Origin of the sequence: Microvirga flocculans ATCC BAA-817 (assembly GCF_000518665.1) — a bacterium.
Classification (GTDB): domain Bacteria; phylum Pseudomonadota; class Alphaproteobacteria; order Rhizobiales; family Beijerinckiaceae; genus Microvirga; species Microvirga flocculans.
Genome location: NZ_JAEA01000001.1, coordinates 298358 through 324476, shown reverse-complemented (window position 1 = coordinate 324476; position 26119 = coordinate 298358). Strand labels below are relative to the sequence as shown.

21 protein-coding genes are annotated in these 26119 nt (G+C 63.9%); 12 read left to right on the top strand and 9 right to left on the bottom strand.

Annotated features, from left to right (window positions below):
• Positions 1 to 223: 223 nt before the first annotated feature.
• Both L879_RS0101600 and L879_RS0101595 read left to right on the top strand, forming a co-directional pair.
• Positions 224 to 991, top strand: coding sequence for a sulfite exporter TauE/SafE family protein (locus L879_RS0101600; RefSeq protein WP_027314575.1), 768 nt, complete (start codon positions 224 to 226; stop codon positions 989 to 991).
• Positions 992 to 1203: 212 nt separating this feature from the next.
• Complete coding sequence (locus L879_RS0101595; RefSeq protein WP_027314574.1) at positions 1204 to 1581, top strand: hypothetical protein; 378 nt, start codon at positions 1204 to 1206, stop codon at positions 1579 to 1581.
• Between the two features lie 67 nt (positions 1582 to 1648).
• Here L879_RS0101595 and L879_RS0101590 read toward each other — a convergent pair whose 3' ends face one another.
• Positions 1649 to 2680: a cysteine synthase A gene (locus L879_RS0101590; RefSeq protein ID WP_027314573.1), complete on the bottom strand. Its 1032-nt coding sequence runs from the start codon at positions 2678 to 2680 to the stop codon at positions 1649 to 1651.
• A 202-nt stretch (positions 2681 to 2882) separates the two neighbouring features.
• Complete coding sequence (locus tag L879_RS0101585) at positions 2883 to 3782, bottom strand: hydrogen peroxide-inducible genes activator (protein WP_027314572.1); 900 nt, start codon at positions 3780 to 3782, stop codon at positions 2883 to 2885.
• A gap of 94 nt (positions 3783 to 3876) precedes the next feature.
• On the opposite strand from L879_RS0101585, the gene L879_RS0101580 reads away from it, so the two are divergent.
• Complete coding sequence (locus tag L879_RS0101580) at positions 3877 to 5343, top strand: catalase (protein ID WP_027314571.1); 1467 nt, start codon at positions 3877 to 3879, stop codon at positions 5341 to 5343.
• A gap of 123 nt (positions 5344 to 5466) precedes the next feature.
• Here L879_RS0101580 and L879_RS0101575 read toward each other — a convergent pair whose 3' ends face one another.
• On the bottom strand, positions 5467 to 6150 hold the full coding sequence (locus tag L879_RS0101575; RefSeq protein ID WP_051434960.1) for an MBL fold metallo-hydrolase: 684 nt from the start codon (positions 6148 to 6150) through the stop codon (positions 5467 to 5469).
• A gap of 113 nt (positions 6151 to 6263) precedes the next feature.
• Here L879_RS0101575 and L879_RS0101570 point away from each other — a divergent pair, with 113 nt between their 5' ends.
• Entirely contained in the window at positions 6264 to 7376 is a 1113-nt protein-coding gene (locus L879_RS0101570; protein ID WP_027314569.1) for an S-(hydroxymethyl)glutathione dehydrogenase/class III alcohol dehydrogenase, read from the top strand.
• A 16-nt stretch (positions 7377 to 7392) separates the two neighbouring features.
• Complete coding sequence (gene fghA / locus L879_RS0101565) at positions 7393 to 8238, top strand: S-formylglutathione hydrolase (RefSeq protein ID WP_027314568.1); 846 nt, start codon at positions 7393 to 7395, stop codon at positions 8236 to 8238.
• Here fghA and L879_RS20065 read toward each other — a convergent pair.
• The gene (locus tag L879_RS20065; RefSeq protein WP_245265145.1) at positions 8192 to 8809 is read right to left on the bottom strand and encodes an NUDIX domain-containing protein; all 618 of its coding nucleotides are present in this window, start codon (positions 8807 to 8809) and stop codon (positions 8192 to 8194) included. The genes fghA and L879_RS20065 overlap by 47 nt on opposite strands.
• A gap of 133 nt (positions 8810 to 8942) precedes the next feature.
• Between L879_RS20065 and L879_RS20060 the strand changes: the two genes are divergently transcribed.
• Together L879_RS20060 and L879_RS0101550 are read left to right on the top strand one after the other, a co-directional pair.
• Entirely contained in the window at positions 8943 to 9767 is an 825-nt protein-coding gene (locus tag L879_RS20060) for an SIR2 family NAD-dependent protein deacylase (RefSeq protein ID WP_035458343.1), read from the top strand.
• Positions 9768 to 9830: 63 nt separating this feature from the next.
• The gene (locus L879_RS0101550; protein WP_035458342.1) at positions 9831 to 11153 is read left to right on the top strand and encodes an AmpG family muropeptide MFS transporter; all 1323 of its coding nucleotides are present in this window, start codon (positions 9831 to 9833) and stop codon (positions 11151 to 11153) included.
• Between the two features lie 63 nt (positions 11154 to 11216).
• Here L879_RS0101550 and L879_RS0101545 read toward each other — a convergent pair whose 3' ends face one another.
• The 4 genes from L879_RS0101545 to xylF all read right to left on the bottom strand — a co-directional run bounded on the left by L879_RS0101545 (position 11217) and on the right by xylF (position 15405).
• Entirely contained in the window at positions 11217 to 11969 is a 753-nt protein-coding gene (locus tag L879_RS0101545) for an SDR family NAD(P)-dependent oxidoreductase (protein ID WP_027314566.1), read from the bottom strand.
• A 146-nt stretch (positions 11970 to 12115) separates the two neighbouring features.
• Positions 12116 to 12895: an ATP-binding cassette domain-containing protein gene (locus L879_RS0101540; RefSeq protein ID WP_027314565.1), complete on the bottom strand. Its 780-nt coding sequence runs from the start codon at positions 12893 to 12895 to the stop codon at positions 12116 to 12118.
• Between the two features lie 13 nt (positions 12896 to 12908).
• Positions 12909 to 14207 carry a sugar ABC transporter permease gene (locus tag L879_RS0101535; protein WP_027314564.1) on the bottom strand — a complete coding sequence of 433 codons (1299 nt, stop codon included), beginning with the start codon at positions 14205 to 14207 and terminating at the stop codon, positions 12909 to 12911.
• A gap of 151 nt (positions 14208 to 14358) precedes the next feature.
• A complete protein-coding gene (gene xylF, locus L879_RS0101530; RefSeq protein ID WP_027314563.1) occupies positions 14359 to 15405 on the bottom strand; it encodes a D-xylose ABC transporter substrate-binding protein in 1047 nt (348 codons plus the stop codon).
• Positions 15406 to 15633: 228 nt separating this feature from the next.
• Between xylF and L879_RS0101525 the strand changes: the two genes are divergently transcribed.
• On the top strand, positions 15634 to 16842 hold the full coding sequence (locus L879_RS0101525) for an ROK family protein (protein WP_027314562.1): 1209 nt from the start codon (positions 15634 to 15636) through the stop codon (positions 16840 to 16842).
• Positions 16843 to 16912: 70 nt separating this feature from the next.
• Here the strand turns inward: L879_RS0101525 and L879_RS24445 are convergent, their stop codons facing one another.
• The gene (locus tag L879_RS24445) at positions 16913 to 20311 is read right to left on the bottom strand and encodes a beta strand repeat-containing protein (protein WP_027314561.1); all 3399 of its coding nucleotides are present in this window, start codon (positions 20309 to 20311) and stop codon (positions 16913 to 16915) included.
• A 316-nt stretch (positions 20312 to 20627) separates the two neighbouring features.
• Here L879_RS24445 and polA point away from each other — a divergent pair, with 316 nt between their 5' ends.
• The 4 genes from polA to L879_RS0101500 all read left to right on the top strand — a co-directional run bounded on the left by polA (position 20628) and on the right by L879_RS0101500 (position 26068).
• Complete coding sequence (gene polA / locus L879_RS0101515) at positions 20628 to 23684, top strand: DNA polymerase I (RefSeq protein ID WP_027314560.1); 3057 nt, start codon at positions 20628 to 20630, stop codon at positions 23682 to 23684.
• A 1-nt stretch (position 23685) separates the two neighbouring features.
• Complete coding sequence (locus L879_RS20055) at positions 23686 to 24228, top strand: GNAT family N-acetyltransferase (protein ID WP_051434959.1); 543 nt, start codon at positions 23686 to 23688, stop codon at positions 24226 to 24228.
• A 43-nt stretch (positions 24229 to 24271) separates the two neighbouring features.
• Positions 24272 to 25267, top strand: a complete 996-nt coding sequence (locus tag L879_RS0101505) for a 2-hydroxyacid dehydrogenase (protein ID WP_027314559.1) — start codon at positions 24272 to 24274, stop codon at positions 25265 to 25267.
• Positions 25268 to 25357: 90 nt separating this feature from the next.
• Positions 25358 to 26068 (top strand): glutathione S-transferase, encoded by a 711-nt coding sequence (locus L879_RS0101500; protein WP_027314558.1) that lies wholly within the window; start codon positions 25358 to 25360, stop codon positions 26066 to 26068.
• Positions 26069 to 26119: the final 51 nt, after the last annotated feature.

Below are 26119 nucleotides of genomic sequence, written 5' to 3'. Positions count from 1 at the left end.
GCCGGTTGAAGGCTGGGCAATGCCCCGTTCTCGGGCTAGAGCTGCTTCCCCATGCGTGGAAGCAGCTCTTTTCTTGCGCATGCCGCATTTTTGAACGGCGAACCGGATCCACTTCGCCGAGAAATGCTCTAGACATTGGCCTAATGGGTTCGACACGCTGGCCATGCTATGGCCTTTCGCGTCGCTCCACCCCCACCCTGTTTCTCCACCAAGATAAGCGATCATGGAATTATCCACTGCGGCGCTGCTCGCCGCCTCGGGCCTCGCGGCCGGCCTCGTCAACGCAATCGCAGGCGGCGGCACCTTCTTCACCTTCTCGGCCCTCGTCGCGTCGGGCCTTCCGCCCGTCATCGCCAACGCCACAAGCGCGGTAGCCGTCACGCCCGCCAATCTGTCGAGCGCCTGGGCCTACCGGCGTGAACTTGCGGCCAATGCGCGCCGCTTCGCGGCTCTCGGAATCGTCAGCCTCATCGGAGGCCTGGGCGGCGCCTACATTCTCACCGTTACCAACAACGACGCGTTTCGCCTGCTCGTGCCGTGGCTCCTGCTGTTCGCGACCGTGCTCTTCGCCGCTAGCCCGAAGATCGTGGCGCTCGCGCGCGCCATCGGCAAGCAGGAGGGACCGCATCCGTCCACGAAGGCCTGGGCGGCCGGCCTCGCCTTCCAGACAGGCGTTGCGATCTATGGCGGCTTCTTCGGCGCGGGCATGGGCATCGTGATGCTCGCCGCGCTCGCGATCACCGAGGGCGACGATTTCCACCTGATCAATTCCGCAAAGCATCTGTGCTCGACGATCATCCAGCTCGTCGCCGTAGTCCTGTTCGTGGCGGCGGGCCTCGTGAGCTGGCCCGAGACGCTGATCGTCGGCGCGGCTTCGGTGATCGGCGGCTATCTCGGCGTGGTCTTCGGCCGACGCTTGCCTGCGAGCATCATCCGCTGGCTGGTGATAGCGGTGGGCGCTGCACTGACACTGTATTTCTTTATCCGCTGAATTCGATAACCATACGCGAAAGAGCGCGAACCCGGGCGGCTTTTCATGCCTCGCCGCCCGATTCACGCCACAACCATGATCCTTTCTGCGTCCCTCGATTCTGGGTTCTCGCAAAAAGGAAATGATCGTGGCTCAAATCCCCTAACCTGTCAGGACTCGACGGAACGCAATCGGTTAGCGCTCTCGGCCTGCGATGGGCGGCCCTGCGGGGCATGCTGAACTCGCCGCTGATCATGACCGACGATCAGCGCCCCCTGCGTGAGGAGCTGATGCGCGAGCTGGCCGCCATCGAGCAGGATTTCGGCGATCTGCCCTCCCGCAATACGATGGAGATTTCGGCGAAACTCGACATCGCGAAATCGGCGCTGCGGGAGCGGATTCAGAACGGCGAGACCTGGATGATCGATCTCCTCGAGAGCATCCAGAGCGATCTTCATGCGATTCACGCGAAGGCCCCGCAGGCGACGTCCTCGGCCGGCCGCTCGCCCGCCAATCTGAGCCGCCCTCATCAGCAGCGTTCCGATGAAACGCCCGTCACGAGCACAACCCCGAACCCGGGTTCGGAGACGGGAACGTCTTCGGCGGCTTAAAGTGAGACAACGCCGCGCCCGGACGGATCGGGCGCGGCGCATCGCCTCGGACGGCGGAGGACTCGCCTTATACGAGCCCCGGATCGATGGCGCTTTCTCTCTCGAGCCAGGCTGGAACGGGCAGGTTCTTCGTGCGCAGGAACTGCGGATTGAAGAGCTTGGACTGATAGCGCGTGCCGTAATCGCACAGCACGGTCACGATGGTGTGCCCGGGGCCCAGATGCAGCGCGAGACGGATGGCGCCCGCCACATTGATGCCGGACGAGCCGCCGAGGCAGAGGCCTTCATGTTCGAGAAGATCGAAGATGATCGGCAGCGCTTCTTCATCCGGAATCTGGAACGCCACGTCGATGGGCGCGCCCTCGAGATTGGCGGTGATGCGGCCCTGGCCGATGCCTTCCGTGATGGAGGAGCCGACCGCCTTCAGCTCGCCTGCCGTGTAGTAATTGTAAAGCGCCGCGCCCATGGGATCGGCGAGCCCGATCGTGACCTTCGGATTGCGCGCCTTCAATGCCATGCCGGTGCCGGCCAGCGTACCGCCCGTGCCGACCGCGCAGATGAAACCGTCGACCTTGCCCTCTGTCTGCTCCCAGATTTCCGGTCCCGTCGTCTCGATATGCGCCTGCCGGTTCGACACGTTGTCGAACTGGTTCGCCCAGATCGCGCCGTTCGGCTCGGATGCGGCGAGGCGCTCGGCCAGCCGGCCCGACACCTTCACGTAGTTGTTCGGGTTCGCGTAGGGCACGGCAGGCACCTCGACCAGTTCCGCACCGGCCAGCCGCAGCATGTCCTTCTTTTCCTGGCTCTGCGTCTCCGGAATGACGATGACGGTCCTGAAGCCCATGGCATTGCCGACGAGGGCCAGTCCGATGCCGGTATTGCCCGCCGTGCCCTCGACGATGACGCCGCCGGGACGCAGCGCGCCGCGCCTGACCGCATCCTGGATGATGAAGAGCGCCGCGCGATCCTTCACCGACTGGCCGGGATTCAGGAACTCGGCCTTGCCCAGGATCGTGCAGCCGGTGAGTTCGGATGCGCGGCGGAGCTTGATCAGAGGCGTGTTGCCGATGGCGGAGGGGACGTCGGGCTTGATCGTCATGGGGAATGCCTGGTTGTCGGGCAGGGCTTCCTTGCCTGGCTGACGCCATCGGCGGAAGCTCGCCCCGAATAATCACATTCAAGTCATGTGATTATCGAGCGTTGCACGAATTCATATGTTCTTTATAGCGAACACCGCCAGCGGGCAAGGCAGCGAGCGCATGGTCCTTCGCCGGTATCCGCGAAACGGGAGGCTTCGGCTCCTACCCCCGTGCAGCGGGCCCCAGCGCCCTGACGAGTTCGCCTAGGGCGGTGAAATCGGCCTTGCGCGTGGAGGTGCGGCGCCACGCCAGACCGACCGTGCGCATCGGCGCTTCGTCGGGGAACGGGATCAGGGCGACGCGCCGCCGGTCGACCTCCGTCTCGGCGCAGATCTCGGGCAAGAGCGTGATGCCGTGACCGGCCGCCACCATCTGCATGATGGTCGTGAGCGAGGCGGCCCCCAGGGCCTTGCGCGCCTGCATGTTGGCGATGTGGCAGAACTGAAGCGCCTGATCGCGCAGGCAATGCCCCTCCTCGAGGAGCAGCAGGCGCTCCTGTCCGATGCGCGCCGAAAGATCGCAATCCTTCCAGCTCGCGGCGGCGCGGCTTTGAACGGCGATGAGGAAGCGATCCTCGAACAGGGCCATGGTCTCCACCTGCGGCGATGGAACGGGCAGCGCCAGAAGAGCCGCATCGAGGTCGCCTCGGAGCAGCTCGTCGAGCAAAGCGTTCGTCTGCGTCTCGCGGATCTGCAGATCGAGCAGCGGATATTGCCTCGCGACCTCCGTGAGAAGATCGGGCAGCAGATACGGCGCAATCGACGGAATGATTCCGAGGCGCAGGGGGCCTGTGAGAAGGCCCTGATGCTGGCGCGCGTAATCCGACAACTCGCGCACCTGATTCAGGATCGCGTCGGCCCGCGCCGCGATCTCCTGGCCGATCGGCGTGATGGCGACGGTGTTCCCCCGCCGTTCCACGAGTTCCACGCCGAGCTCACGCTCCAGCTCCTTGATCTGCATCGACAGTGCGGGCTGCGTCACGGCGCAATGCTCGGCCGCCATGCCGAAATGCTTCACGCGCGACAAGGTTTCAAAATAGCGGAGCTGACGGAGTGTGACCATGCCCATCAGAATAACTGATCGCACTTTGTAATCAATACAATTGGACCTTATGGAGGTTTCCCGGCATTTTCCGCGCGCATCAACGGGGACGACCATGACGAAAACCACGACACTGACCACAACGGCCGGTGCGCCGATCGCCGACAACCAGAACAGCCTGTCCGCCGGTGCCCGCGGCCCGCTGCTGCTGCAGGATTACCAGCTGATCGAGAAGCTGGCGCATCAGAACCGGGAGCGCATTCCGGAGCGCGTGGTGCATGCCAAGGGTTCCGCTGCCTACGGCACGCTCACCATCACCAACGACATCACGAAATATTCCAAGGCGAAGGTCTTCTCGGAGATCGGCAAGAAAACGGAAGTTTTCCTGCGCTTCTCCACTGTGGCGGGCGAGCGCGGCGCGGCCGATGCGGAGCGCGACGTGCGCGGCTTTGCGCTCAAGGTCTACACGGAAGAGGGCAACTGGGACATCGTCGGCAACAACACGCCCGTGTTCTTCATCCGCGATCCGCTGAAGTTCCCCGACTTCATCCGCACGCAGAAGCGCCATCCCTCCACCAACCTGCGCTCGCCGACGGCGATGTGGGATTTCTGGTCGCTGAGCCCCGAGAGCCTGCACCAAGTGACGATTCTGTTCTCGGATCGCGGCCTGCCTCAGAACTACCGTTCCATGAATGGCTACGGCTCGCACACCTACTCGTTCATCAACGAGGCCGGCGAGCGGTTCTGGGTGAAGTTCCACTTCAAGTCCATGCAGGGCATCAAGACCTGGACCAACCGCGAGGCCGAGGCAGTGGTCGCCAAGGATCGCGAGAGCTCGCAGCGCGATCTCTACGAAGCCATCGAGAAGGGCGACTTCCCGCGCTGGAGATTCTGCGTCCAGATCATGCCGGAGACCGATGCGGAGAAGACCCCCTACAATCCCTTCGACCTCACCAAGGTGTGGCCGCACAAGGATTACCCGCTCATCGAAGTCGGCATTCTCGAACTGAACCGGAATGCGCAGCACTACTTCGCTGAGGTCGAGCAATCCTCGTTCTCGCCGTCGAACATCGTGCCCGGCATCGGCTTCTCGCCGGACAAGATGCTGCAGGGCCGCATCTTCGCCTATGCGGATGCGCACCGCTATCGCGTCGGCACGCATTACGAGGCGCTGCCCGTGAACCGTCCGCGCTGCCCGGTGCACCATTACCATGCCGACGGCGCGATGCTGTCCGACATCCCGAACCGCGGCGATGCCTATTACGAGCCGAACTCCTTCAACGGCCCGGTTCAGACCCAGCGCGCCGCCGAGCCGCCGCTCAAGATCTCGGGCGATGCCGACCGCTACGACCACCGCGCCGGCAATGACGACTACACGCAGGCGGGCAACCTGTTCCGCCTGATGACTCCCGAGCAGCAGGGCCGTCTCATGGACAACATCGCGGAAGCGATGCAGGGCGTGCCGCAGGAGATCGTGAAGCGGCAGATCGTGCACTTCTACCTCGCCGACAAGGCCTATGGCCTCGGCGTGGCCGACCGCATGGGCCTGAAGGGCGAAGTAGCGTTCCAAGCGGCCGAATAATCCATAATCAAGCCGTAGGGACAAAAAGAGCGGCCCGGGAGAAATCCCGGGCCGTTTCATTTTTTGCGACATGGTCGTTTCCGGCCCTTCAGCTGCCGGAGGGAAACACGTATGGCAATCGCCTCAGAGCAATTCTTCGCCCTGCAGGAACGGATTGGTCTGTCGCTCCTGGCCGAGGGTGCTCATGGGGCCATGGCCGCAGATGAAGGCGATGTCGTCGCCGAGAGGCAGGAGCTTGTCCTTGATCGAACGGATCAGGGCCTTTCCGTCGCCGCCCGGAAGATCGGTGCGTCCGACGGAGCCCTGGAAGAGCACATCGCCCACCAGAGCGAAGCGCTCAGCCTTCGAGACGAGCACGACGCTGCCCGGCGAATGGCCCGGGCAATGGAGCACATCGAGGGTGAGGTCGCCGAGCGTGACCGTGTCGCCTTCGTTCAGCCAGCGGTCTGGCGTGACAGGACGCGCCGGGATGCCGTAGCCGCGCCCGGTTTCCTCGAGATGATCGAGGAGGAAGCGGTCCGCCTCGTGCGGCCCCTCGACCGGCACGCCGAGTTCGTCCCGCAGGTCCGCCGCCCCGCCCGCATGGTCGATATGGCCGTGAGTGAGAAGGATCTTCTCGACGCTTACGCCGCTCTGCGCGATGGCCTGGCGGATGCGGTCGAGATCGCCGCCGGGATCGACCACGGCGGCCTTCTTCGTCTTCTCGCACCACAGCAGGGTGCAGTTCTGCTGGAACGGCGTCACGGGGATGATGGCGGCTCTGACGTCTGGCACAATGGAATCCTTCCTGTCGTCGCCGTGAGACATAAGCTCTGGAGCCTGCCCTGGAAAGGCGCGGGAGCGCGGCTTCTATTGACCTTGCGTTATGCAGCTTCGCATAGTCCCCCTCATCGAATCAAACCGAGGGCGAGGACACGAGCATGGAAACCAGGGCCGCCGTGGCGTGGGAGGCTGGCAAGCCGCTCACCATCGAGACCATCCGCATCGAGGGCCCGAAGGCGGGCGAGGTGCTCGTGGAGGTGATGGCGACGGGCGTGTGCCACACGGACGCCTACACGCTCTCAGGATTGGATTCCGAGGGCAAGTTCCCGGCGATTCTCGGCCACGAGGGCGCGGGCATCGTGCGCGAGGTCGGCCCCGGCGTGACGACGCTGAAACCCGGCGACCATGTGATTCCGCTCTACACGCCCGAATGCCGCAACTGCAAATCGTGCCTGTCGCGCCGCACGAATCTCTGCACCGCCATCCGCGCCACGCAGGGACAAGGCGTCATGCCGGACGGCACGAGCCGCTTCCGCTGCGACGGCGAGACCGTGTTTCACTACATGGGCTGCTCGACGTTTGCGAACTTCACCGTTCTGCCGGAAATCGCCCTCGCCAAGGTGCGCGAGGACGCGCCCTTCGACAAGATCTGCTACATCGGCTGCGGCGTCACCACGGGAATCGGCGCGGTGATCTATACCGCGAAGGTATGGCCCGGGGCGAACGTGGTGGTGTTCGGTCTCGGCGGCATCGGGCTCAACGTGATCCAGGGCGCGCGCATGGTGGGCGCGGACAAGATCATCGGCGTCGACATCAACCCGTCCAAGCGCACCATGGCCGAGAAGTTCGGCATGACCGACTTCATCAACCCGAAGGAGATCGGCAACGACAAGGTGGTGCAGGCCATCCTCGACCTGACGGGCGGCGGCGCGGATTTCTCCTTCGACGCCACCGGCAACACGGATGTGATGCGCCAGGCCCTCGAATGCTGCCATCGCGGCTGGGGCGAGAGCATCATCATCGGCGTGGCCGAAGCGGGGAAGGAGATCGCCACCCGTCCGTTCCAGCTCGTCACCGGCCGTGTCTGGAAGGGCACGGCCTTCGGCGGCGCGCGCGGCCGCACGGACGTGCCGAAGATCGTCGACTGGTACATGGAGGGCAAGATCAACATCGACGACCTGATCACCCACAAGATGCCGCTGGAAGAGATCAATACCGCCTTCGACCTCATGCACGAGGGCAAGTCGATCCGCTCCGTGATCGTCTACTGACCTGAGGAAGAGAGCCTTGAGCTTCGAGATCGTCTCGCAGGCGCGCTGCTTCGGCGGCACCCAGTTCGTCTATCGCCATGCCTCGCGCGAGACAGGCACGCCCATGCGGCTTTCCGTCTTCATTCCGCCGCAGGCGGAAAAGGGCAAGGTGCCGGTGGTATGGTTTCTCTCCGGTCTCACCTGCACGGAGGAGAACTTCACCGTGAAGGCGGGCGCGCAGCGCGCGGCCTCGGAACTCGGCCTGATCCTTGTCGCACCCGATACGAGCCCCCGCGGCGAGGGTGTGCCGGACGATCCGGAAGGCGCCTATGATTTCGGTCTCGGCGCGGGCTTCTACGTGGATGCGACAGAGGCACCCTGGGCCAAGAATTACCGGATGTACTCCTATCTTTCCCACGAGCTGCCGACCTTGATCGGCCGTGAGCTTCCGGCCGACATGATGCGCCAAGGCATCATGGGGCATTCCATGGGCGGTCACGGTGCGCTGATTCTCGCCCTTCGCGACCCGAACCGCTTTCGCTCCGTCTCTGCCTTCGCACCGATCGCAGCCCCCAGCTGCTGTCCCTGGGGACGAAAGGCCTTGTCAGGCTATCTCGGCCCCGATGAGAAAGACTGGCGAGGGTACGATGCCTGCGACCTGATCGACGATGGCGCCCGTCTTCCGGAGTTGCTCGTCGATCAGGGCACGGCCGACAGCTTCCTGGAGAGCCAGCTCAAACCGCAATTGCTGGAGGCCGCCTGTAGCCGCGCAGGAATTCCGCTGACGCTGCGCATGCAGGAAGGCTACGACCATTCCTATTTCTTCATCGCGACATTCATCGAGGACCATCTGCGCTGGCATGCGAAGCGCCTGAGCCTCTGACGCCTTCGAACAGCTCCGGATGGCGGAGCCGGAGGGTCTGGATCAGGGCCAGGGTCTTCATGTCCGCTATGGCGCCCTGGTCCATCATGCTCACAAGCGCGTCGATGCGGACCTCCTGCACCTCGATGTCCTCGTGCTCGTCCGCGAGCCCGCCGCCTTCGGCCACCCGGTCGCTCGCGGCATAGGGCGCCAGGAACAGGTGCAGGCGCTCCGTCGTGATGCCGGGAGCCGTCCAGAAGAGCCCGACAGGCTCCAGCGTGCCGATCCGAAGCCCCGCTTCCTCCATGCTCTCGCGCCTGGCGCAGGCTTCCGGCTCATCGCCGTCGAGAAGCCCCGCTACGGCTTCCAGAAAATCCGGATGCCCTTCCACATGCATGACGGGCGCGCGGAACTGGCGGATCAGGATTACCGTGCGGGCCTGCGGATCGTAGGGAAGCACGGCCGCCGCATCGCCGCTGTTGAGGACCTCGCGCGCCATGGTGCGCCCGTCCGGCATCTTGACCGTCAGCCTGATGAGCCTGCGCCATCCCTCGAAGAGCGTTTCGACCTTGGTGATCCGGTAGGCTGTCACGTCTCGCTGTCTCCGATCCGGCGACTTCCATCCTATGACAACACGCGAAACGCTTAAGGTATCCCGTTTCCGTCCGGTGAAGCCCAAAGGCGGTCTCGCGCGTTAAGCGCAGGAAGTTCCGAAGGAGAGTGGCGTGCTCGACGATCTGGTGGCCGCGATCAGGAGGAAGCAGGCGATCCTGTTCGCCGGGGCCGGCGTCTCCATGACGGTGGGCCTGCCTTCCTGGAGCACCCTAGTCGAGCATATCGCCGCCGAGCTCAAGCTCGACCTCACCGACCTCCAGGGAGCGGACATCAACCACCTGACACTCGCGGAATATTATCGCTTCAAGCAGGGCAGCATCGGCCCCCTGCGCAGCTGGATGGACCGGAACTGGACCATTCCCGAAGAAGCCCTGAAATCCTCCCGCGTGCACGAACTCATCTGCAGGCTCGATTTCCCCATCGTCTACACCACGAATTTCGACCGCAACCTGGAGACCGCCTTCGAGCTGCACGGCAAGGATTATGTGAAGATCGTCAATGCCAAGGACATCGCTCTGGTGAGCGAGGGCGTTCCGCAGATCGTGAAATATCACGGCGATTTCGACGACGACGGATCCATCGTCATTGCCGAAACCGATTATCTCGAGCGCCTGTCCTTCGAATCGCCCCTCGACATCAAGTTCCGCGCCGATGCGCTCGGCAAGACGATCCTGTTCATCGGCTACAGCATGAGCGATCTCAACATCCGCTTCCTGCTGCACCGGCTCTGGAAGACCTGGGCGGGGTCGGGCTATGAGCGGGACCGGCCGCAATCCCATGTCTTCATGCTGCGCCCCAACCCCGTGGAACAGGCCGTGCTGGAACAATGGGGATTGCAGGTCCTGACAGAACGCGACTGCGCCCCGGAGGAGGCGCTCGAGGTCTTTCTGGCCAAGCTCTGCGAAGCCGTCGAGAAGGGCGAGGAGAGCGGCTGATTGTGCACCGGCCCGCCCTTGTGCCAATGTGGCCGCCCTGTCTCATTCCTCACGATTCTTTTCATGTCCGCAGCCCCCAAACGCCGTCTCTCGTTTCGCGATATCCTGACCGACGGGCGCGTTGCCCTCATGCTGCCTCTGGGCTTCTCCTCCGGCCTGCCCTTTCTGCTCGTCTTCAGCACCCTCTCCGCCTGGCTGCGGGAAGCGGGAATCTCGCGCACCGAGATCGGGATGCTGAGCTGGGTGGCGCTGGCCTATTCCTTCAAGTTCCTCTGGGCGCCCATCGTCGACCGCTACGACGTGCCGGTTCTGGCGCGGCTCCTCGGCCGCCGCCGGGGCTGGATGGCGCTGTCGCAGATCGTCGTGGCCCTGGGGCTTGTCGGAATCGCCTCCAGCAATCCCCAGACCAGCCTTTGGCTAACCGTCGCTTCGGCCCTTCTGGTCGCCTTCGCCTCGGCCACGCAGGACGTGGTCGTCGACGGCTGGCGCATCGATGTCGCCGCCACCGAGCGGCAGGGCATGATGGCCGCCTCCTATCAGCTCGGCTACCGCCTCGCCCTGATCTGTGCCGGCGCAGGCGCGCTCTACATTGCGGAATTCGTGAACTGGCGCAGCGCCTACATCGCCATGACGGCCCTGATGGTCGTGGGTATCGTCGGCACCCTGTTCGCCCCGCGCGCCGACGAGGGCGCGGCGCGCGAGCATCTCCCCATCGCGGACGCCATCGTGGAGCCCGTGGCCGATCTCTTCCGGCGCAAGGGGCTCATCCTCGTCCCGATCCTGGCCCTGATCGCCTGTTTCCGCCTGCCCGATTTCGTGGCGGGCGTCATGGCCAACCCGCTCTATATCGATCTCGGCTTCTCCAAGGCCGATATCGCCAATGTCTCGAAGCTCTACGGCGTTTGGGTGGGCATCATCGGCGCCTTCGCCGGCGGCCTTGCGCTGACCCGCCTCGGGCTCTGGTGGACGCTTCTCATCGGGGCCGCCATCGCCGCATCCTCGAACCTCATGTTCGCGTGGCTTGCCCTGGAAGGCGCGCGACTCGATCTGCTGATCGCCACGATCAGCTTCGACAATTTCGCAGCGGGTTTCGCGGGCTCGGCGCTCATCGCCTACATGTCGGGCCTGACCTCGCCGGGCTTCGCCGCCACGCAATACGCCCTGCTGAGCTCGCTTTATGCCCTGCCGGGCAAGCTCATCGGCGGCGCGTCCGGCGCGGTGGTGGATGCCTACGGCTATCCGCTTCTCTTCACCGCCACCGCCAGCATCGGCATTCCGCTCGTGATCCTGTGTTTCGTGGTGAGGCGGGACACGATGCAGACGGTTCGGGAGAAGGATGAGAAGGCAGAAGCTGTTCCTGCCGTCGGAGCCGGATCGAGAGCGTGACAATCGGTTAGCATCCCGGGTATAGGGACCAGGGACCCGGGACGACGCAGCATCAAGCCGTATTCACACCCAGCCGCCGTCCACGAGATAGGTCTGCGCGGACATGGCGCTGGAATCGTCCGCGCCGAGGAAGAGCGCGAAATTGGCGATGTCCTGCGGGACGAGCTTGCGCTTCACGCATTGGCGCTTGAGCAATTCCTTCTCCCCTTCCGGCGTGAGCCACAGGTCGATCTGGCGCTGGGTCATGATCCAGCCGGGTACGATGCAGTTCACGCGGATGTTCTTCGGCCCGAGTTCGCGGGCGAGCGCACGGGTGAGGCCGACGGCGGCGGATTTCGCGGTCTTGTAGGCGGCGAAGGAATCGTCGCTCACCATGTAGCTCGTGGAGCCCATGTTGATGATCGAGCCGCCGCCCGCCTTCTCCATGTCGGGCAAGAGGGCCTGGGCCGCGAAGAACTGGTGATCGAGATTGGTGGCGAAACGCTCGCGCCAGTACTCGGGCGTGACCTGGTCGATGGTATGACGATCATCGCGCGCGGCGTTGTTCACGAGAATCGTGATCGGGCCGATGACATCGCTCGCGCGCCGGATCGCGGCCTGGAAGGCCGGGATGTCGCGCACGTCGGAATGCTCGAAATGCACGCGCTCGCCGAGTTCCTTCGCCAGGGCTGCGCCCGCCTCGGCATTGTAGTCGAGAATCGCAACCTTGCTGCCCTGGGCATGGAAGGCGCGCGCGATGCTCTCGCCGATGCCGCTCGCACCGCCGGTAATGAGAACGGACTTGCCCTTCAGGGAACCGTAGATGGTCTGGGTCATGGATCCTCGCTTCAGTGTTCGAAAGAGTGACGTGGCATCCGGGGACGGCCGAGCAAAGCCCGGCATCGCAAGGGCGGGACGAACGCCCTCACCTGGATGCGATCCCGGACCGTCTATGCGCGTCATCCGGGACGATGCCCGCAAGATCAACTCGCTCCTGGCCCCGGCGTTGCACCGGGCGGGCACTTGCCCAGGATGATCATGCCGAGCACTTCATCCTGCGTGACGTCCTGCACGTTGGCGGACCCCACGAGCTTGCCGTTCTTCATCACGCTCACCCGGTCGGCGAGACCGAACACGTCGTGAATGTCGTGGCTGATGAGGAAGATGCCGATGCCTTCCTTCTTCAGCTGGAGCACCAGATCGGCGACCTGCTGCGTCTCGGCGGGGCCGAGCGCCGCCGTCGGCTCGTCCATGATGAGAACGCGGGCGTTGAAGTAGATCGCCCGTGCGATGGCCACCGATTGCCGCTGGCCGCCGGAGAGCGCCTTCACGGGCTCTTTGAATCTCCGGAAATGCGGGTTGAGGCGCGCCATCACCTTGCGCGTCTCGGCCTCCATGGTCGCATCGTCGAGGGTGCCGTAGGGCGTGAGAACCTCGCGCCCGAGAAAGATGTTGCCGGCCGCATCGATGTTGTCGGCAAGCGCGAGCGTCTGGTAGATCGTCTCGATGCCGTAACGCTTGGCGTCGCGAGGGCTTGCAATATCGGCCTGCTCCCCGTTCACATAGATCTCGCCCGCATCGGGCCTGTAGGCTCCCGAAAGGATCTTGATCAGGGTCGACTTGCCCGCGCCGTTGTGACCGAGCAGGCCCACCACCTCGCCGGGGCGCAGATCGACGGTCACGTCGTCCACGGCCTTGATGCCGCCGAAGGCGATGGAGATGTTGCGCATCTCGACGAGAGGTGCCGTTCCGTTCGTTTGCATGATGCGCTTGTCCTTACTTGATGCGGCGGCGATAGAGGCCGTCGACCCACACGGCGAGGACGAGCACGGCGCCGACGACGATGTTCTGCAGCGGCGTGTCGACACCGAGCAGCACCATGCCCGATTGCAGCGACTGCATGACGAGCGCGCCCAGCATCGCGCCCGCGATGGTGCCGATGCCCCCCGCGAGCGACGTGCCGCCGATGACCGCGGAGGCGATGACGTAAAGCTCGTCGAGGGTGCCCGCGGCATTCGTCGCCGCATTGAGGCGCGCCGTCGAGATGCAGGCGGAGATGCCGCAGAGCAGCCCCATGAGGCCGAACACCTTCATGAGCGTCCAGCGGGTGTTGATGCCCGACAGCTCCGCCGCCTCCGGGTTGCCGCCGATGGCGAAGACGTAGCGGCCGAAGCGGCGGCGCGTGGCGATGAAGGTCATCGTAAGGCCAGCCAGAACGGCGATCAGAACAGGCAGCGCGACCCCATGGGGAATGAACAGGCCGCCATCGGGCCAGGCGATGCCGTTGGCCTCGGCCCAGCGGCGGGCCGTGCCCGCGGGCAGCGGGTAGGCATTGGCGATGGCCGCCGCCGCAAGGACGGCACCGCAGGCGAATGTAGCGATGACCGCATCCGCCCAGCCGGGTCGCACGGGAAAGCCGAAGCGCATGCGCCTGCGGCGCGCAACGCCGAGCGCTACGACGACGAGGCCGCAGGCGAGAGCGGCGATGACCCATGTGACCGTGGCGCCGAGCGCGCCTTCCACGCCGCCGCCGAGAGCCTTGAAACGCGTATCCATGGGCGCGACGGTCTGGCCGGTCGTCACCCACCAGGCGGCGCCGCGCCAGACCAGGAGGCCACCCAGCGTGACGATGAAGGACGGGATGCCGAGATAGGCGATGAGCCAGCCCTGGAACAGGCCGATCGATCCGCCGACCGCCATGGCGAGCAGCACGACGAGCGGCGCGGTGAGCGGATGCTCGAGCCCGAGATAGGCCGGCAGCCATTGCACCTGCGCGACGCCGATGATCATGCCGGTGACGCCGAGGATCGCGCCGACGGACAGGTCGATGTTGCGCGTGACGATGACGAGCACCATGCCCGTCGCCATGATCGCCACGGATGCCGTCTGGACCGACAGATTCCAGAGATTGCGCGGGGTGAGGAAGACGCCGCCGGACAGAAGATCGAAGCCGATCCAGATCGCGGCGAGCGCTGCGAGCATGCCGAGCATGCGCACGTCGATCTCGAGCTTCGACAGAAGCGAACCGGACGTGGTGATCGGCGGCGGCGCGGTTGTGGCAACAGGTGCGTTCATGGCGTGACGCTCAAAGGACGAGTGAAGAGTTTTGAAAGACCGTCATCCCCGGCCGGAGCGGAGGGAAAGGGGATCCATTCACGCGTTCGGCGCGATGGATCCCCTCGCCTCGCTCAAAGGCTCGCCGGGGATGGCAAGGAGCAAGCTCCGATCAGTTGCAGGCTTTCACCGTGCCCGCCTTCACACCCTGGCAGACCACCTCCTTGGAGGCCCAGCCCGCATTGATGACCACGTCGAGATTGTCCTTCGTGATCGCCACGGGGGTAAGGAAGAGCGCCGTCATGTTCTGCTTCTTCGGTCCGAGGTTCCAGCTCTTCGCGCCCTGGATCTCGCCGAGCTTCTTGCCGGAGGCGAGCTGCATGGCGATCTCCGCCGCGTTGCGGCCGAGTTCCCGCGCATCCTTGAAGACCGTCACGGTCTGCGTGCCGAGCGCCACGCGGTTCAGGGCCGCCTTGTCGGCATCCTGGCCGGAGACCGGCACGGAACCGGCAAGGCCCTGCGCCGCGAGAGCGGCGATGGCGCCGCCCGCGGTGCCGTCATTGGCGGCGATCACTGCGTCGATCTTGTTGTTGTTCTTGGTGAGGAACTGCTCCATGTTCCGCTGCGCGTTTGCAGGGAGCCAGCCATCCGTGTAGGCCTCGCCCACGTTCTTGATCTTGCCGGAATCCATGGCGGGCTTGAGGACCTCCATGGAGCCCTGGAACAGGAAATTGGCGTTCGGATCGGAGCCCGAGCCCTTGATGAAGGCGTAATTGCCCTCGGGCTTCACCTTGAGCACCTCGCGGGCCTGCAGGCGCCCGACCTCCACATTGTCGAAGGTGAGGTAGAAGGCCTGCGGGATCTCGATGAGGCGATCATAGCCCACGACCGCGATGCCCTCGGCCACGGCCTTCTCGACGGCCGGGCGCACGGCATCCGCATCCTGCGCCAGCACGATCAGCGCCTTCGCGCCGCGGGCGATGAGGCTCTCGATATCGGTCAGCTGCTTGGCGGGCGAGGACTGGGCATCGGCCGAGACATAGGTGCCGCCGGCCTTTTCGATGGCGGCCTTGATGGCGGCCTCGTCGGTCTTCCAGCGCTCTTCCTGGAAGTTGGACCAGCTGACGCCGATCACCGGCCCCTTGCCCTGGGCGAAGGCGGCTCCCGCGGACAGGGCGAGAGCGGCAAGAGAAATCAAAGCGTGTTTCTTCGAAAACATCGGTTTCCTCCTGGTCGGCGCCTCTCTGGAAAGGCGCCGTTCTCATGGCAGAGTGTCGGCTCCAGGACGGATCGACGGACGAGGCTCAACCTGCCATGTGTTATTTTTCGAGCGCAGAAATAATTATTCCACTTTCGTCGCGCATCAAGCGCCTCCCATCTCATATTTTGGTCTGATATCTCCCTCCCTTGGAATTGTTTTATTCATGAGCCGAATAAAGTGGAGCCCATGACCATACCCCCCCTCTCCCCCCGCGAAACGGCCCGGCGGCGCCTGCTCGAGGCCCTGCGCCGCGAAGGCCCCATGGCCCGGGTGGAGATCGGCCAGCACCTCGGCATGAGCCCGGCGAGCGTCTCGGATCTCACGGCAAGCCTGCTCGATGAAGGCATCCTGGCGACCGAGGAGGCCGGAGACCAGGCCGCCGGGCTGATCCGCGGCCGCCCCAAGACGCGCCTCTTCTTCGCCGGGACCTTGGGCTCCGTCATCGGCGTCTGGACCGGCTTCAACCGGATCGAGCTCAGGCTCGTGGACAGCGCAGGCCGCAACCGGGCGAGCCTGCATGTAGAGCGCCGCCTGCGCAATCTCGGCGCCGAGGAGCTGATGGACGTGCTGGCGGAAACGATCGCCGCCTTCGCCCAGGAGAACGGCGCATCGGACGTGAAGGCCATCGGCCTCGCCTGCCAGGGCTATGTGGATACGCGGGACGGGATCGTGGCCTGGAGCCCCGTGCTCGGCGCGCGCGACCTGCCCCTGGCATCGGGACTGGGCCAGCGCCTGGGCAAGCCGGTGCTCATGGAGAACGACGCCAGCGCCATGGCCTTCGCCATCACGCAGCGCAACGCCGACCTCCGCTCCGGGCGCACAGCCTGCCTCATGATCGGCGACGGCGTGGGCCTCGGCTTTCTCATCCAGGGCGAGCTCTATCGCGGCGCCCGGTTCGGCGGCAGCGAGTTCGGTCATGTGCGCCTGCGCCGGAGCGGGCCGCAATGCCGCTGCGGCGGGCGCGGCTGCATCGAGGCCTATCTGGCGGATTACGCCCTGCACCGGGATGCGCAGCTTATCGACCATCGCCCGGCCCCGACCCTGCTGCTGCCGGGCGAGGAGGCCATGGGCGCCATCGTGGAGCAGGCCCGCGCGGGCGATGCCGCCCTCCTCAACCTCTTCCATGCGGCGGGCGAAGTTTTGGGCGATGCGGTCGGCATCCTGATCCAGACGCTGGAGCCCGACCATATCGTGATCTGCGGCCCCGGCACCCGCGCCATGGACCTCCTGCGCCCCTCCTTCGAGGCGGCACTCGAATCCCAGACGATCCCGGAGCTGCGCGCGCTCGCCACCATCCATGTGGTGGAATCCTCCATGGATCTCCTGACCGAAGGCGTGGTGATGCAGTCCCTGCGCGAACTCGACCTCGACCTCGCGCGGTTGAAGGCCGCTTGAAAGTCCCGAAACGAAACGTGCCGCCACGGCTTTCGCCGGGCGGCACTTTGATGTCTGTTGGACGTACGACTTAGATCACCAGAAAATCGTGGTAGTAGAGCTTCTCCTTGTTGGAGAGGGTGGCGAACTTCACTTGAGCAGACCTACCTGTTCCGTCCGCATCGTAGTACAGGTTTCCGGTCTTTTTATCATAGATAATACGGTCGTCTTTGTCGTGCGCCTTCGTGCCCTCGTAGAACATGCCCGATTTGATCTTCGCCGGCTTGGTGGGCGTGCCTTTGCCCAGCTTGGTGAAGATCGCATTGTCGAGCCAGAAGCTGTCGTCCCTGGACTTGAAGTCATAGATCTTATCCACATTCGTGCTCTTGTTCAGGCGCGTGTCAAACACGAACACGTCCTTGCCCGAGCCACCATAGAGCCTGTCGTTGCCGGCCAGGCCATAGAGCGTATCGTTGCCGCCTTGGCCTTTCATGATATTGGCCGCGGCATTGCCCCTGAGGACATTGGCGCCGTTCGTCCCCGTAATGGGGATGTTGATGCCATCGGCAATTGAGACGATCACCGATGAGGGCAGCTTGGACAGATCGTAGGCTGTCTTCAACAGAACCTTGTTGTTACCCTCGGTGTCGATGATCACATCGCCGGCATTGTCGATGACATAGAAGTCATCGCCCGCGCCGCCGATCATCGTATCGGCCCCTTCTCCACCGTCGATCCAGTTGCCGGCGGCATTGCCCGTGATGGTGTTGCTCAGTGCATTGCCGGTGAGGATGAGAGCACCGCCACCGGTGCCCGTCAGCGATTCAAGATTGGCACCGAGCGCGTAGTTCGCATCCGTGACGACCGTGTCGTTGCCTTCGCTAGCGCCTTCAACAACGACGTCACCGGCGCTGACATAATAGATGTCGTCACCCTTGCCGCCATAAAATGCATTGGTCGCACCATTGCCGACAAAGGTGTCGCCAAACTGGGAGCCAATAACATTCTCGATCCCCACATAGACATCACCCGCGGTATTGCTACCCGAACCTTTGCCTGTGGCAAGGTTGACCGTCACGGCCGTCGTGGCGGCGGAGTAATCGACGGTGTCGATCCCACTGCCGCCGTTTAAGGTGTCGCTAGTGCCAGAACTACTGCCAACACCTACGAGAATGTCATTGCCATCCATGCCGCGAAGTTCGTTGGAACTTGTATTGCCTGTGAGAACATCATTAAAGTTTGAGCCGATCAGGCCTTCGATATTTGTGAAGATATCTTCGCCAACGGTACCGTCTCCATTCTTTGGCAAGACGATCGTGACACCCGTACCGGAGCTTTGGTAGCTGACAAAGTCAATTCCTCCGCCACCATTGAGGCTGTCCGCACCGGATCCGCCATCCAAAGTATCCGATCCTTCACCTCCCGTGAGTTTGTCTGCTCCGTCTCCGCCCCAAAGAGCAATGCTGTTATCGAAGCCCGACAATGTGTCGTTGAATTTGGATCCGATCAGTCCTTGAATTGAAACAAAGACGTCGCCGACAGCGTCACCTGTGTTCAGCGAGGGATTGAGACCATTAACGACAACGCCGGCTGCGGAATCCGCATAGGACGCATAGTTGAACCCCGCACCACCATCGAGGGTATCGGCTCCAGCACCACCCACAAGCGTATCGTTGCCGCCCTGGCCCCAGAACAGGTCGTTGCCGGCCAGGCCGTACACCAGATCGTCGCCGTCGACGGTGGCGATCCAGTTTGCGTTGGCGTCGCCGGTCAGCACGTCGGCAAACTCGGACCCGACCAGGTTCTCGATGCTGACATAGCTGTCCCCGGCCGCGTCTCCCTTATTCTCCGAAGCATTGCCCAGATTGGCCCGCACGCCTGATGAAGCACCTTGATAAGATGCGGTATCGCCGACAAAGGCCTGCGCATTGACATAGGAAGCGGAAGACGGATCGCCGTCGCCGCCATGGAGATTATCGGCACCGGCTCCGCCATAGAGCCAATCGTTGCCGATACCGCCATTCAGGGTATCAACACCCGCACCGCCATTCAGCGTATCGTTGCCCCATCGTCCCGACAGGGCAGATCCGCTGTTGAGGCCGGTCAACCTGTCGTCGAAGTCCGAACCTTCGATGCCCTCGATCGAAATGTAGCTGTCGCCTTGTGCCTCGCCTGTATTCTGCTTCGGATCGACCAAGCTGGCTTGCACTCCCGTCGTGGCATTGACGTAAGAAGCCCAATCGAAATTGGCTCCGCCGTCGAGACGATCCGCACCGATGCCGCCGTTGAGGACGTCGTCGCCCGTGCCGCCATAGAGTGCGTCGTTGCCGGCTCGGCCTTTCAGGATATCCGTCTGATCGGCGATGTTCGTCCCGACATATGTATCGTCCCAGGTCGACCCTTCGACGGTCACCGCCTTTTCGCGTGCATCGATGATCTGGTTGTAGATCGTTCCGCCACTATCCCAGGCGATGGAGATGCGCCCATCGGGCAACTCCGTGACCGAGGAAAGCCACTGGCTGCCGGCCTGAAGCGTGCCGTCGTTGATCAGCTTGGGGCCAACGACCGTTCCATCAGCTTTAACTAGCCGCAGGTAGATATCGCCATTATCCTTTCCGATCCAATCCACGCTGACGACGGCATATCCCCCTTCGAAGCCGCCCTTCGTCAAGCCGACGACCTCCGGCGGGTATTGGACATATTCTCCCTGCTTGAGCATGGAACCCGCAGCGACTTGTGTCCCGTTGGAATTATAAACCTGCGTGGAAAATTTTCGGTCGCCCGAATCTCGCCAGCTGACCACGAAGCCGCCAGTGGACAAGGCGGAGATCGTCGGTTCACGTCCATTTGCGGAGCTGCCGCCCAGCGCGTCGGCCAGCGGTTGAACCGTATTGTTGGCATTGACGATAGCGACCTTGATCCGGCCGCTTTCCTCCCAGGTGACTACATGACGGCCATCGGCCAGTTCGACCACGTCCGGATCGGTGACGCCAGCGGCTGTCGCAATGCTGAACTTCGTGCCGCCCTGTCGCAGGAACTGAATGTTATCCGGAGGGTTGCCGGTAGAATTATCTGAATCAGCCCAGACTGCGACCCACTTATCCGTTCCCCAGGATGCGACTGACGGGAAATCGTTGGTATGGCTGTTTTCAGTGCCTGCGATCAGCACCGGGCCGCTTGCATCGGGAACGCCCGTGATCGAAAATTTCTGCGCCTGAATCGCCGAGCTCGCGCCGCTCCAGGCAACGATGAAGCTGCCGTCGTCAAGCGCGGTCACCTGCGCCTTTCTCGGATTGCCGACCGTGCTCGGGATATCCCGCCGGGGGCCGACGGGGTTTCCCAATCCGTCATAGACCTGGACGCAAGTGATGGTGTCGGCATCCCAGACCACAACATAGCCGCCATTGGGGAGGGACGTGACAGTGCCCTCATAGGAGCTTTTTACCCCTACGGAAACAGTTCTGGCATTGCCCCATTTCTCGATCGCCATGGTCTTTCCTCACGCTAAAATTGGCCGACGCCGGTTTCGATATGTAATTCCGTTTGGTTATGCTCATATCCGGCACATGAGATTCGCGCAAGATTATATCAGACCATCGCCATTCAAAGGTGCGCCATCACACATCGTTAAGCTTCGGGGAAATAGTGAAGGTTGCCCTCACCATCGGATGTCTTCGCACCGATTTTTGCTACTTTTGGTTGAGTGCACTTCTCGCCGGGCTTCCTATTTACGCCTGCCATAGCCATCCGCCCCCGGACCCGCTATTTCTTCCCTCCGAACAGCGTCAGAAAGCCCCCGAGACCCGATGTCTTCGTCCTCCCGTCCCGTTCAAGCCGGCGATCATGTGTTTCTCGTCGACGGCTCGTCCTTCATCTTCCGGGCCTATTTCCAGTCCATGAACCAGGACCAGAAATACAACTCCCGGACCTCGGACGGCATGCCGACGGGGGCCGTGCGCCTGTTCGTCTCGAAGCTGCTGCAGTTCATGCGCGACGGGGCCGCGGGCTTGAAGCCCACGCATCTGGCCATCGTGCTCGACAAGTCCGAAGGGTCGTTCCGCAAGGAGCTCTACGAAGATTACAAGGGCCACAGACCGGACGCGCCGGAGGACCTGAAGGTCCAGATGCCGATCATGCGCGAGGCGATCCGCGCCTTCGGGCTCGAGCCGGTGGAGCTGCAGCGCTACGAGGCGGACGATCTCATCGCCACCTATACCCAGCAGGCCAAGGCCCGGGGAGCGGACGTGCTCATCATCTCCTCCGACAAGGACCTGATGCAGCTCGTGGGGCCGCAGGTCTGCTTCTACGATTTCGAGTCGGGCTCCAAGGGAAAGCCGGGCTACCGGCCCGAGCGCAATCTCGACGAAGCCGCCGTGATGGAGAAATGGGAGGGCATCCCGCCGGAAAAGATCGGCGACGTGCTGGCGCTCATGGGCGACACGTCCGACAACGTCCCCGGCGTGCCGGGCATCGGCCTGAAGACCGCGGCGCAGCTCATCAAGGAATACGGCGATCTCGAAACGCTGCTGGAGCGCGCGGGCGAGATCAAGCAGCCCAAGCGCCGCGAGACCCTCGTCAACAATGCGGAGGCCGCGCGGCTGTCGAAGAAGCTCGTGACGCTGGATTGCGACGCGCCCGTCCCGGTGCCGCTCGACGAGTTGCGCGTGCCCGAGCCCGATCCGAAGACGCTGATCGGCTTTCTCAAGGCCATGGAGTTCAACACGATCACGCGCCGGGTCGCGGAACTCTACGAGGCCGATCCCGCCGCGATCCAGCCCGATCCGCGCCTCATGCCCGGCGGCGAGGCCATCCGCTGGAACGGCAACGGAACGGGCATGGCCGCGCCGACCGGCGACGCCGTGCCCTTCTTCGACAGGAAGGCCGCGGGCGCGGGCGAGGCCGATCCCTTCGCCGGGCTCGACCTGCCGGAGACCGCGACCCTTCGCCAGCCGGTCGAGGGCCTCGGCACGCCCTCGCAGCTTGCGGGACAGCGTGCGACGGAAGCCTCCTCCTCGCCCATCGACGTCCATGCCTATGAGACCGTCACCAGCCTGGAGCGCCTGAAGGAATGGGTCGCCCAAGCGCGGGAACAGGGCTATGTGGCCGTCGACACGGAAACGAGCGATCTCGACGCCAATCGCGCCGACCTCGTCGGCTTCTCGCTGGCGCTGGAGCCCGGCAAGGCCTGCTACGTCCCGCTTCAGCACCGCGACGAATCCGACCTTTTCGGCGGCGGGCTGGTGAAGGGGCAGATCCCGGTCACCGACGCGCTCGACGTCATCCGCCCGCTGCTGGAAGACGCCTCCGTCCTCAAGATCGGGCAGAACCTCAAATACGACTGGGTCGTGTTCAAACGCCACAACATCGAGGTGCGGCCCTTCGACGACACGATGCTGATTTCCTACGTGCTCGATGCGGGCAAGGGCTCGCACGGCATGGACGAACTCTCCCGCCGCCATCTCGGCCATTCGCCCATCACCTTCTCCGATGTGGCGGGCACGGGCCGGAACAAGGTGAGCTTCGACAAGGTGGAGATCGCCAAGGCCACGGCCTATGCGGCGGAGGATGCGGATGTCACGCTTCGCCTGTGGCAAGTGCTCAAGCCGCGCCTCGTCGCCGAGCGCAAAGCCACCGTCTACGAGACGCTGGAGCGCCCCCTGGTGGACGTGCTCGCGCGCATGGAAATGCGCGGCATCCTCGTGGACCAGCAGATCCTCAGCCGCCTTTCCGGCGATTTCGCGCAGATTCTCGCCCGTCTCGAGGACGAGATCCATGAGATGGCCGGCGAAAAGTTTGCGCTCGGCTCGCCGAAGCAGATCGGTGACATTCTCTTCGGCAAGATGGGCCTGCCCGGCGCGAAGAAGACCCCGTCCGGACAATGGGCCACGCCCGCGACGCTCCTCGACGAGCTGGCGCAGGCGGGCCACGAACTGCCCGCCCGGATTCTCGAATGGCGCCAGCTCGCCAAGCTGAAATCCACCTACACGGACACCCTGCAGGAGCACATGCATCCCGACACCAGGCGGGTGCACACCTCGTTCTCGCTCGCCGCCACCACGACGGGTCGCCTCTCCTCGTCCGACCCGAACCTGCAGAACATCCCGATCCGCACCGAGGCCGGGCGCAAGATCCGCACCGCCTTCATCGCGCCGCCGGGCCACAAGATCATCTCCGCCGACTACAGCCAGATCGAATTGCGGATTCTCGCCCACATCGCGGACATACCGCAATTGCAGGAGGCTTTCGCCAAGGGGCAGGATATTCACGCGGCAACGGCCTCCGCCATGTTCGGCGTGCCGCTCGAGAAAATGACGCCGGACCTGCGCCGCCAGGCCAAGACCATCAATTTCGGCATCATCTACGGCATCTCGGCCTTCGGCCTCGCCACGCGGCTGGGCATCGGCAACGCGGAGGCCTCCGCTTTCATCAAGCAGTATTTCGAGCGCTTCCCCGGCATCCGCACCTATATCGAGGACACGAAGCGCATCTGCCGCGAGAAAGGCTACGTGACGACGCTCTTCGGGCGCGTCTGCCATTATCCGCAGATCAAGTCGAGCAACCCGTCCGAGCGCGCGGGCGTGGAGCGCCAGGCCATCAATGCGCCGATCCAGGGCTCCGCCGCCGACATCATCCGCCGCGCCATGATCCGCATGGAAGACGCGCTCCAGGCGGAGCGCCTCTCGGCCCGCATGCTGCTGCAGGTGCACGACGAACTGGTCTTCGAAGTTCCGGACGACGAAGTCGATGCGACCCTGCCGGTAATCTCGCACGTGATGACACAGGCCCCCCTCCCGGCCGTGACACTGAAAGTCCCGCTCGCCGTGGAAGCCCGCGCCGCGCAGAACTGGGACGAGGCGCATTGAGATGAGCGATGCTCTCGATCTTGGGGCACGGTCGAAGCAGAATCCCATTGTCAGGCCAGCCCTTGAACGGGATGCGGGAACGCTCTTCTCTATGACGGCTGCCTTGATCGAGGATCATCTTCCGGGTCAAAAGCCGTGGACGTCGGCGGAGCAGATTCGGCTGAACGGTTTCGGCCCCTATCCGCTCTTCGAGGCCTACATTGCCGAACGCGCTGAGCAACCTGTCGGCTTCGTCTCCTTCTTTCGCGGCTATGCGGGCTGGCGCGGCAAGCCGATAGGCATCGTACATGCCCTCTACGTGATCCCGCCGGAAAGACGATCAGGTGCAGCGCGAAGGCTGATGAGTGCCGTCGCAAGAACCGCTCTGGAAAGAGAATGGGAGCGAATTGAACTGTTTGTCGAGGAAGGCCGACCGGCTCTTCGCTTTTATGAGACCATCGGCATGCGGGATCTTTCCCATCGACATCTGCGCCTCGAGGGTGAGGCATTACAAGGCCTTGCGGCGGAAGTACATTCTGCGCAGAACTGGGACGAGGCGCATTAACGTCGCCTCTCGCCGGCGAAGAGGGGCATAGCAGGAGGGTTCGATGCGTGTCGCCGTCTTCAGTACCACCGCCTACGACCGCCGTTTCCTCGACGCGGCGAACGGAACGAGCGGACACGATCTCGATTATCACGAGCCGCGCCTCTCGGCCGCCACGGCGGCGCTGGCCGAGGATGCCCAGGCCGTGTGCGTCTTCGTCAACGACATGCTCGACGCCCCGTGCCTCGAGCGTCTCGCCGCAGGCGGCGTTCGCCTGATCGCCCTGCGCTGCGCAGGCTTCAACAACGTGAATCTCGAAGCAGCACGGGCGAACGGGATCGCAGTGGCCCGCGTCCCGGCCTATTCGCCTCACGCGGTGGCGGAGCACACCCTCGCGCTCATCCTCACCCTCAACCGCAAGATTCACCGCGCCTATAACAGGGTGCGCGAGGGCAACTTCGCCCTCGAGGGACTGCTCGGCTTCGACCTGCACGGCAAGACGGTCGGCGTGGTGGGAACGGGCAAGATCGGCACCGTGGTGCTGCGCATCCTGCGCGGTTTCGGCTGCGAGCTCCTGGCCTGCGATCCCTTCCCGAATTCAGAGGCCGAAGCGCTCGGTGCCCGCTATGTGTCGAAGGCGGAGCTCCTGGCGCAGTCCCACATCATCACCCTCCATTGCCCGCTGACGCCCGAGACACACCGCTTCATCGACGAGGCCGCGATCCGCAGCTGCCGTCCAGGCGTGATGCTCGTCAACACCAGCCGCGGCGCGGTGATCGACACCCGCGCGGTGATCGCCGGACTGAAGAGCGGCATCATCGGCAGCCTGGCGCTCGACGTCTACGAGGAGGAGAGCGAGCTCTTCTTCCGCGACCATTCGGCCGAGATCATCCGCGACGATCAATTCGCGCGCCTCCTCACCTTTCCGAACGTGCTGATCACGGGCCATCAGGCCTTCTTCACGCAGGAAGCGCTCACGAGCATCGCCGAGACCACCCTGGCCAACATCGATGCCTTCGCCCGCACGGGGCAGCCGGTGCACCCCGTGACGATGGAGTAAGGGATCGCCTTGCACGGCCCGAAAGGCATGAGGGCCCTTGCCGGCGGTCCTTCGGAGGACACATTCCCGTCATCGCACCGGGAGCCCGCCATGGCCTACGAACTCTACTACTGGCCCACGATTCAGGGACGCGGCGAATTCGTGCGTCTCACCCTCGAAGAGACGGGGGCCGACTATGTCGACGTGGCGCGGAAGCCGGGCGGCATGGCCGCGATGATGCGGCTGATGGAGCACGCGGAGCATCCACCCTTCGCGCCGCCTTTTCTGAAAGATGGCGAAACCCTCATCGGGCAGACGGCAGCGATCCTGCTCTATCTCGGAGCACGGCACGGCCTCGCGCCGAAGGATCCGGCGGGAGGCTTGTGGACCCACCAGATCCAGCTCACCATCAGCGACTTCGTGGCGGAAGCCCACGACACACACCATCCGCTCTCGGTCAATCTCTATTATGAGGACCAGAAGCCGGAAGCCCTGCGGCGGGCCACGGATTTCCGAGAGGAGCGGATCCCGAAATTCCTGTCCTGGTTCGAGAGGATCCTCTCGCGCAATCCGGGCGGGGACGCCCATCTTGTCGGGCGCGGGCTGACCTATGCCGACCTGTCCCTGTTCCAGGTCGTCGAGGGCCTGACTTATGCCTTTCCCAAAGCCATGCGGCGCGTCCTGGAGGAAACGCCGCGTGTGGCTGCCCTCCACCACGCCGTCTCCTTGAGAGCGCGCATCGAGGCCTATCTGAAGAGCCCCCGCCGCATCCCCTTCAACGAGGAAGGAATCTTCCGGCACTATCCGGAGCTCGACGGCTAGGCCTTCGCTGCCTTCGGGGCGCGCAAACTGTCAAAGTTATACGCGCGGCCT

Coding starts and splice junctions, on each gene's coding strand:
- L879_RS0101600 (WP_027314575.1), top strand. CDS start 224: ATGGAATTATCCACTGCGGCGCTGCTCGCCGCCTCGGGCCTCGCGGCC.
- L879_RS0101595 (WP_027314574.1), top strand. CDS start 1,204: ATGCTGAACTCGCCGCTGATCATGACCGACGATCAGCGCCCCCTGCGT.
- L879_RS0101590 (WP_027314573.1), bottom strand. CDS start 2,680: ATGACGATCAAGCCCGACGTCCCCTCCGCCATCGGCAACACGCCTCTG.
- L879_RS0101585 (WP_027314572.1), bottom strand. CDS start 3,782: ATGGTCACACTCCGTCAGCTCCGCTATTTTGAAACCTTGTCGCGCGTG.
- L879_RS0101580 (WP_027314571.1), top strand. CDS start 3,877: ATGACGAAAACCACGACACTGACCACAACGGCCGGTGCGCCGATCGCC.
- L879_RS0101575 (WP_051434960.1), bottom strand. CDS start 6,150: ATGTCTCACGGCGACGACAGGAAGGATTCCATTGTGCCAGACGTCAGA.
- L879_RS0101570 (WP_027314569.1), top strand. CDS start 6,264: ATGGAAACCAGGGCCGCCGTGGCGTGGGAGGCTGGCAAGCCGCTCACC.
- L879_RS0101550 (WP_035458342.1), top strand. CDS start 9,831: ATGTCCGCAGCCCCCAAACGCCGTCTCTCGTTTCGCGATATCCTGACC.
- L879_RS0101545 (WP_027314566.1), bottom strand. CDS start 11,969: ATGACCCAGACCATCTACGGTTCCCTGAAGGGCAAGTCCGTTCTCATT.
- L879_RS0101540 (WP_027314565.1), bottom strand. CDS start 12,895: ATGCAAACGAACGGAACGGCACCTCTCGTCGAGATGCGCAACATCTCC.
- L879_RS0101535 (WP_027314564.1), bottom strand. CDS start 14,207: ATGAACGCACCTGTTGCCACAACCGCGCCGCCGCCGATCACCACGTCC.
- xylF (WP_027314563.1), bottom strand. CDS start 15,405: ATGTTTTCGAAGAAACACGCTTTGATTTCTCTTGCCGCTCTCGCCCTG.
- L879_RS0101525 (WP_027314562.1), top strand. CDS start 15,634: ATGACCATACCCCCCCTCTCCCCCCGCGAAACGGCCCGGCGGCGCCTG.
- L879_RS24445 (WP_027314561.1), bottom strand. CDS start 20,311: ATGGCGATCGAGAAATGGGGCAATGCCAGAACTGTTTCCGTAGGGGTA.
- polA (WP_027314560.1), top strand. CDS start 20,628: ATGTCTTCGTCCTCCCGTCCCGTTCAAGCCGGCGATCATGTGTTTCTC.
- L879_RS20055 (WP_051434959.1), top strand. CDS start 23,686: ATGAGCGATGCTCTCGATCTTGGGGCACGGTCGAAGCAGAATCCCATT.
- L879_RS0101505 (WP_027314559.1), top strand. CDS start 24,272: ATGCGTGTCGCCGTCTTCAGTACCACCGCCTACGACCGCCGTTTCCTC.
- L879_RS0101500 (WP_027314558.1), top strand. CDS start 25,358: ATGGCCTACGAACTCTACTACTGGCCCACGATTCAGGGACGCGGCGAA.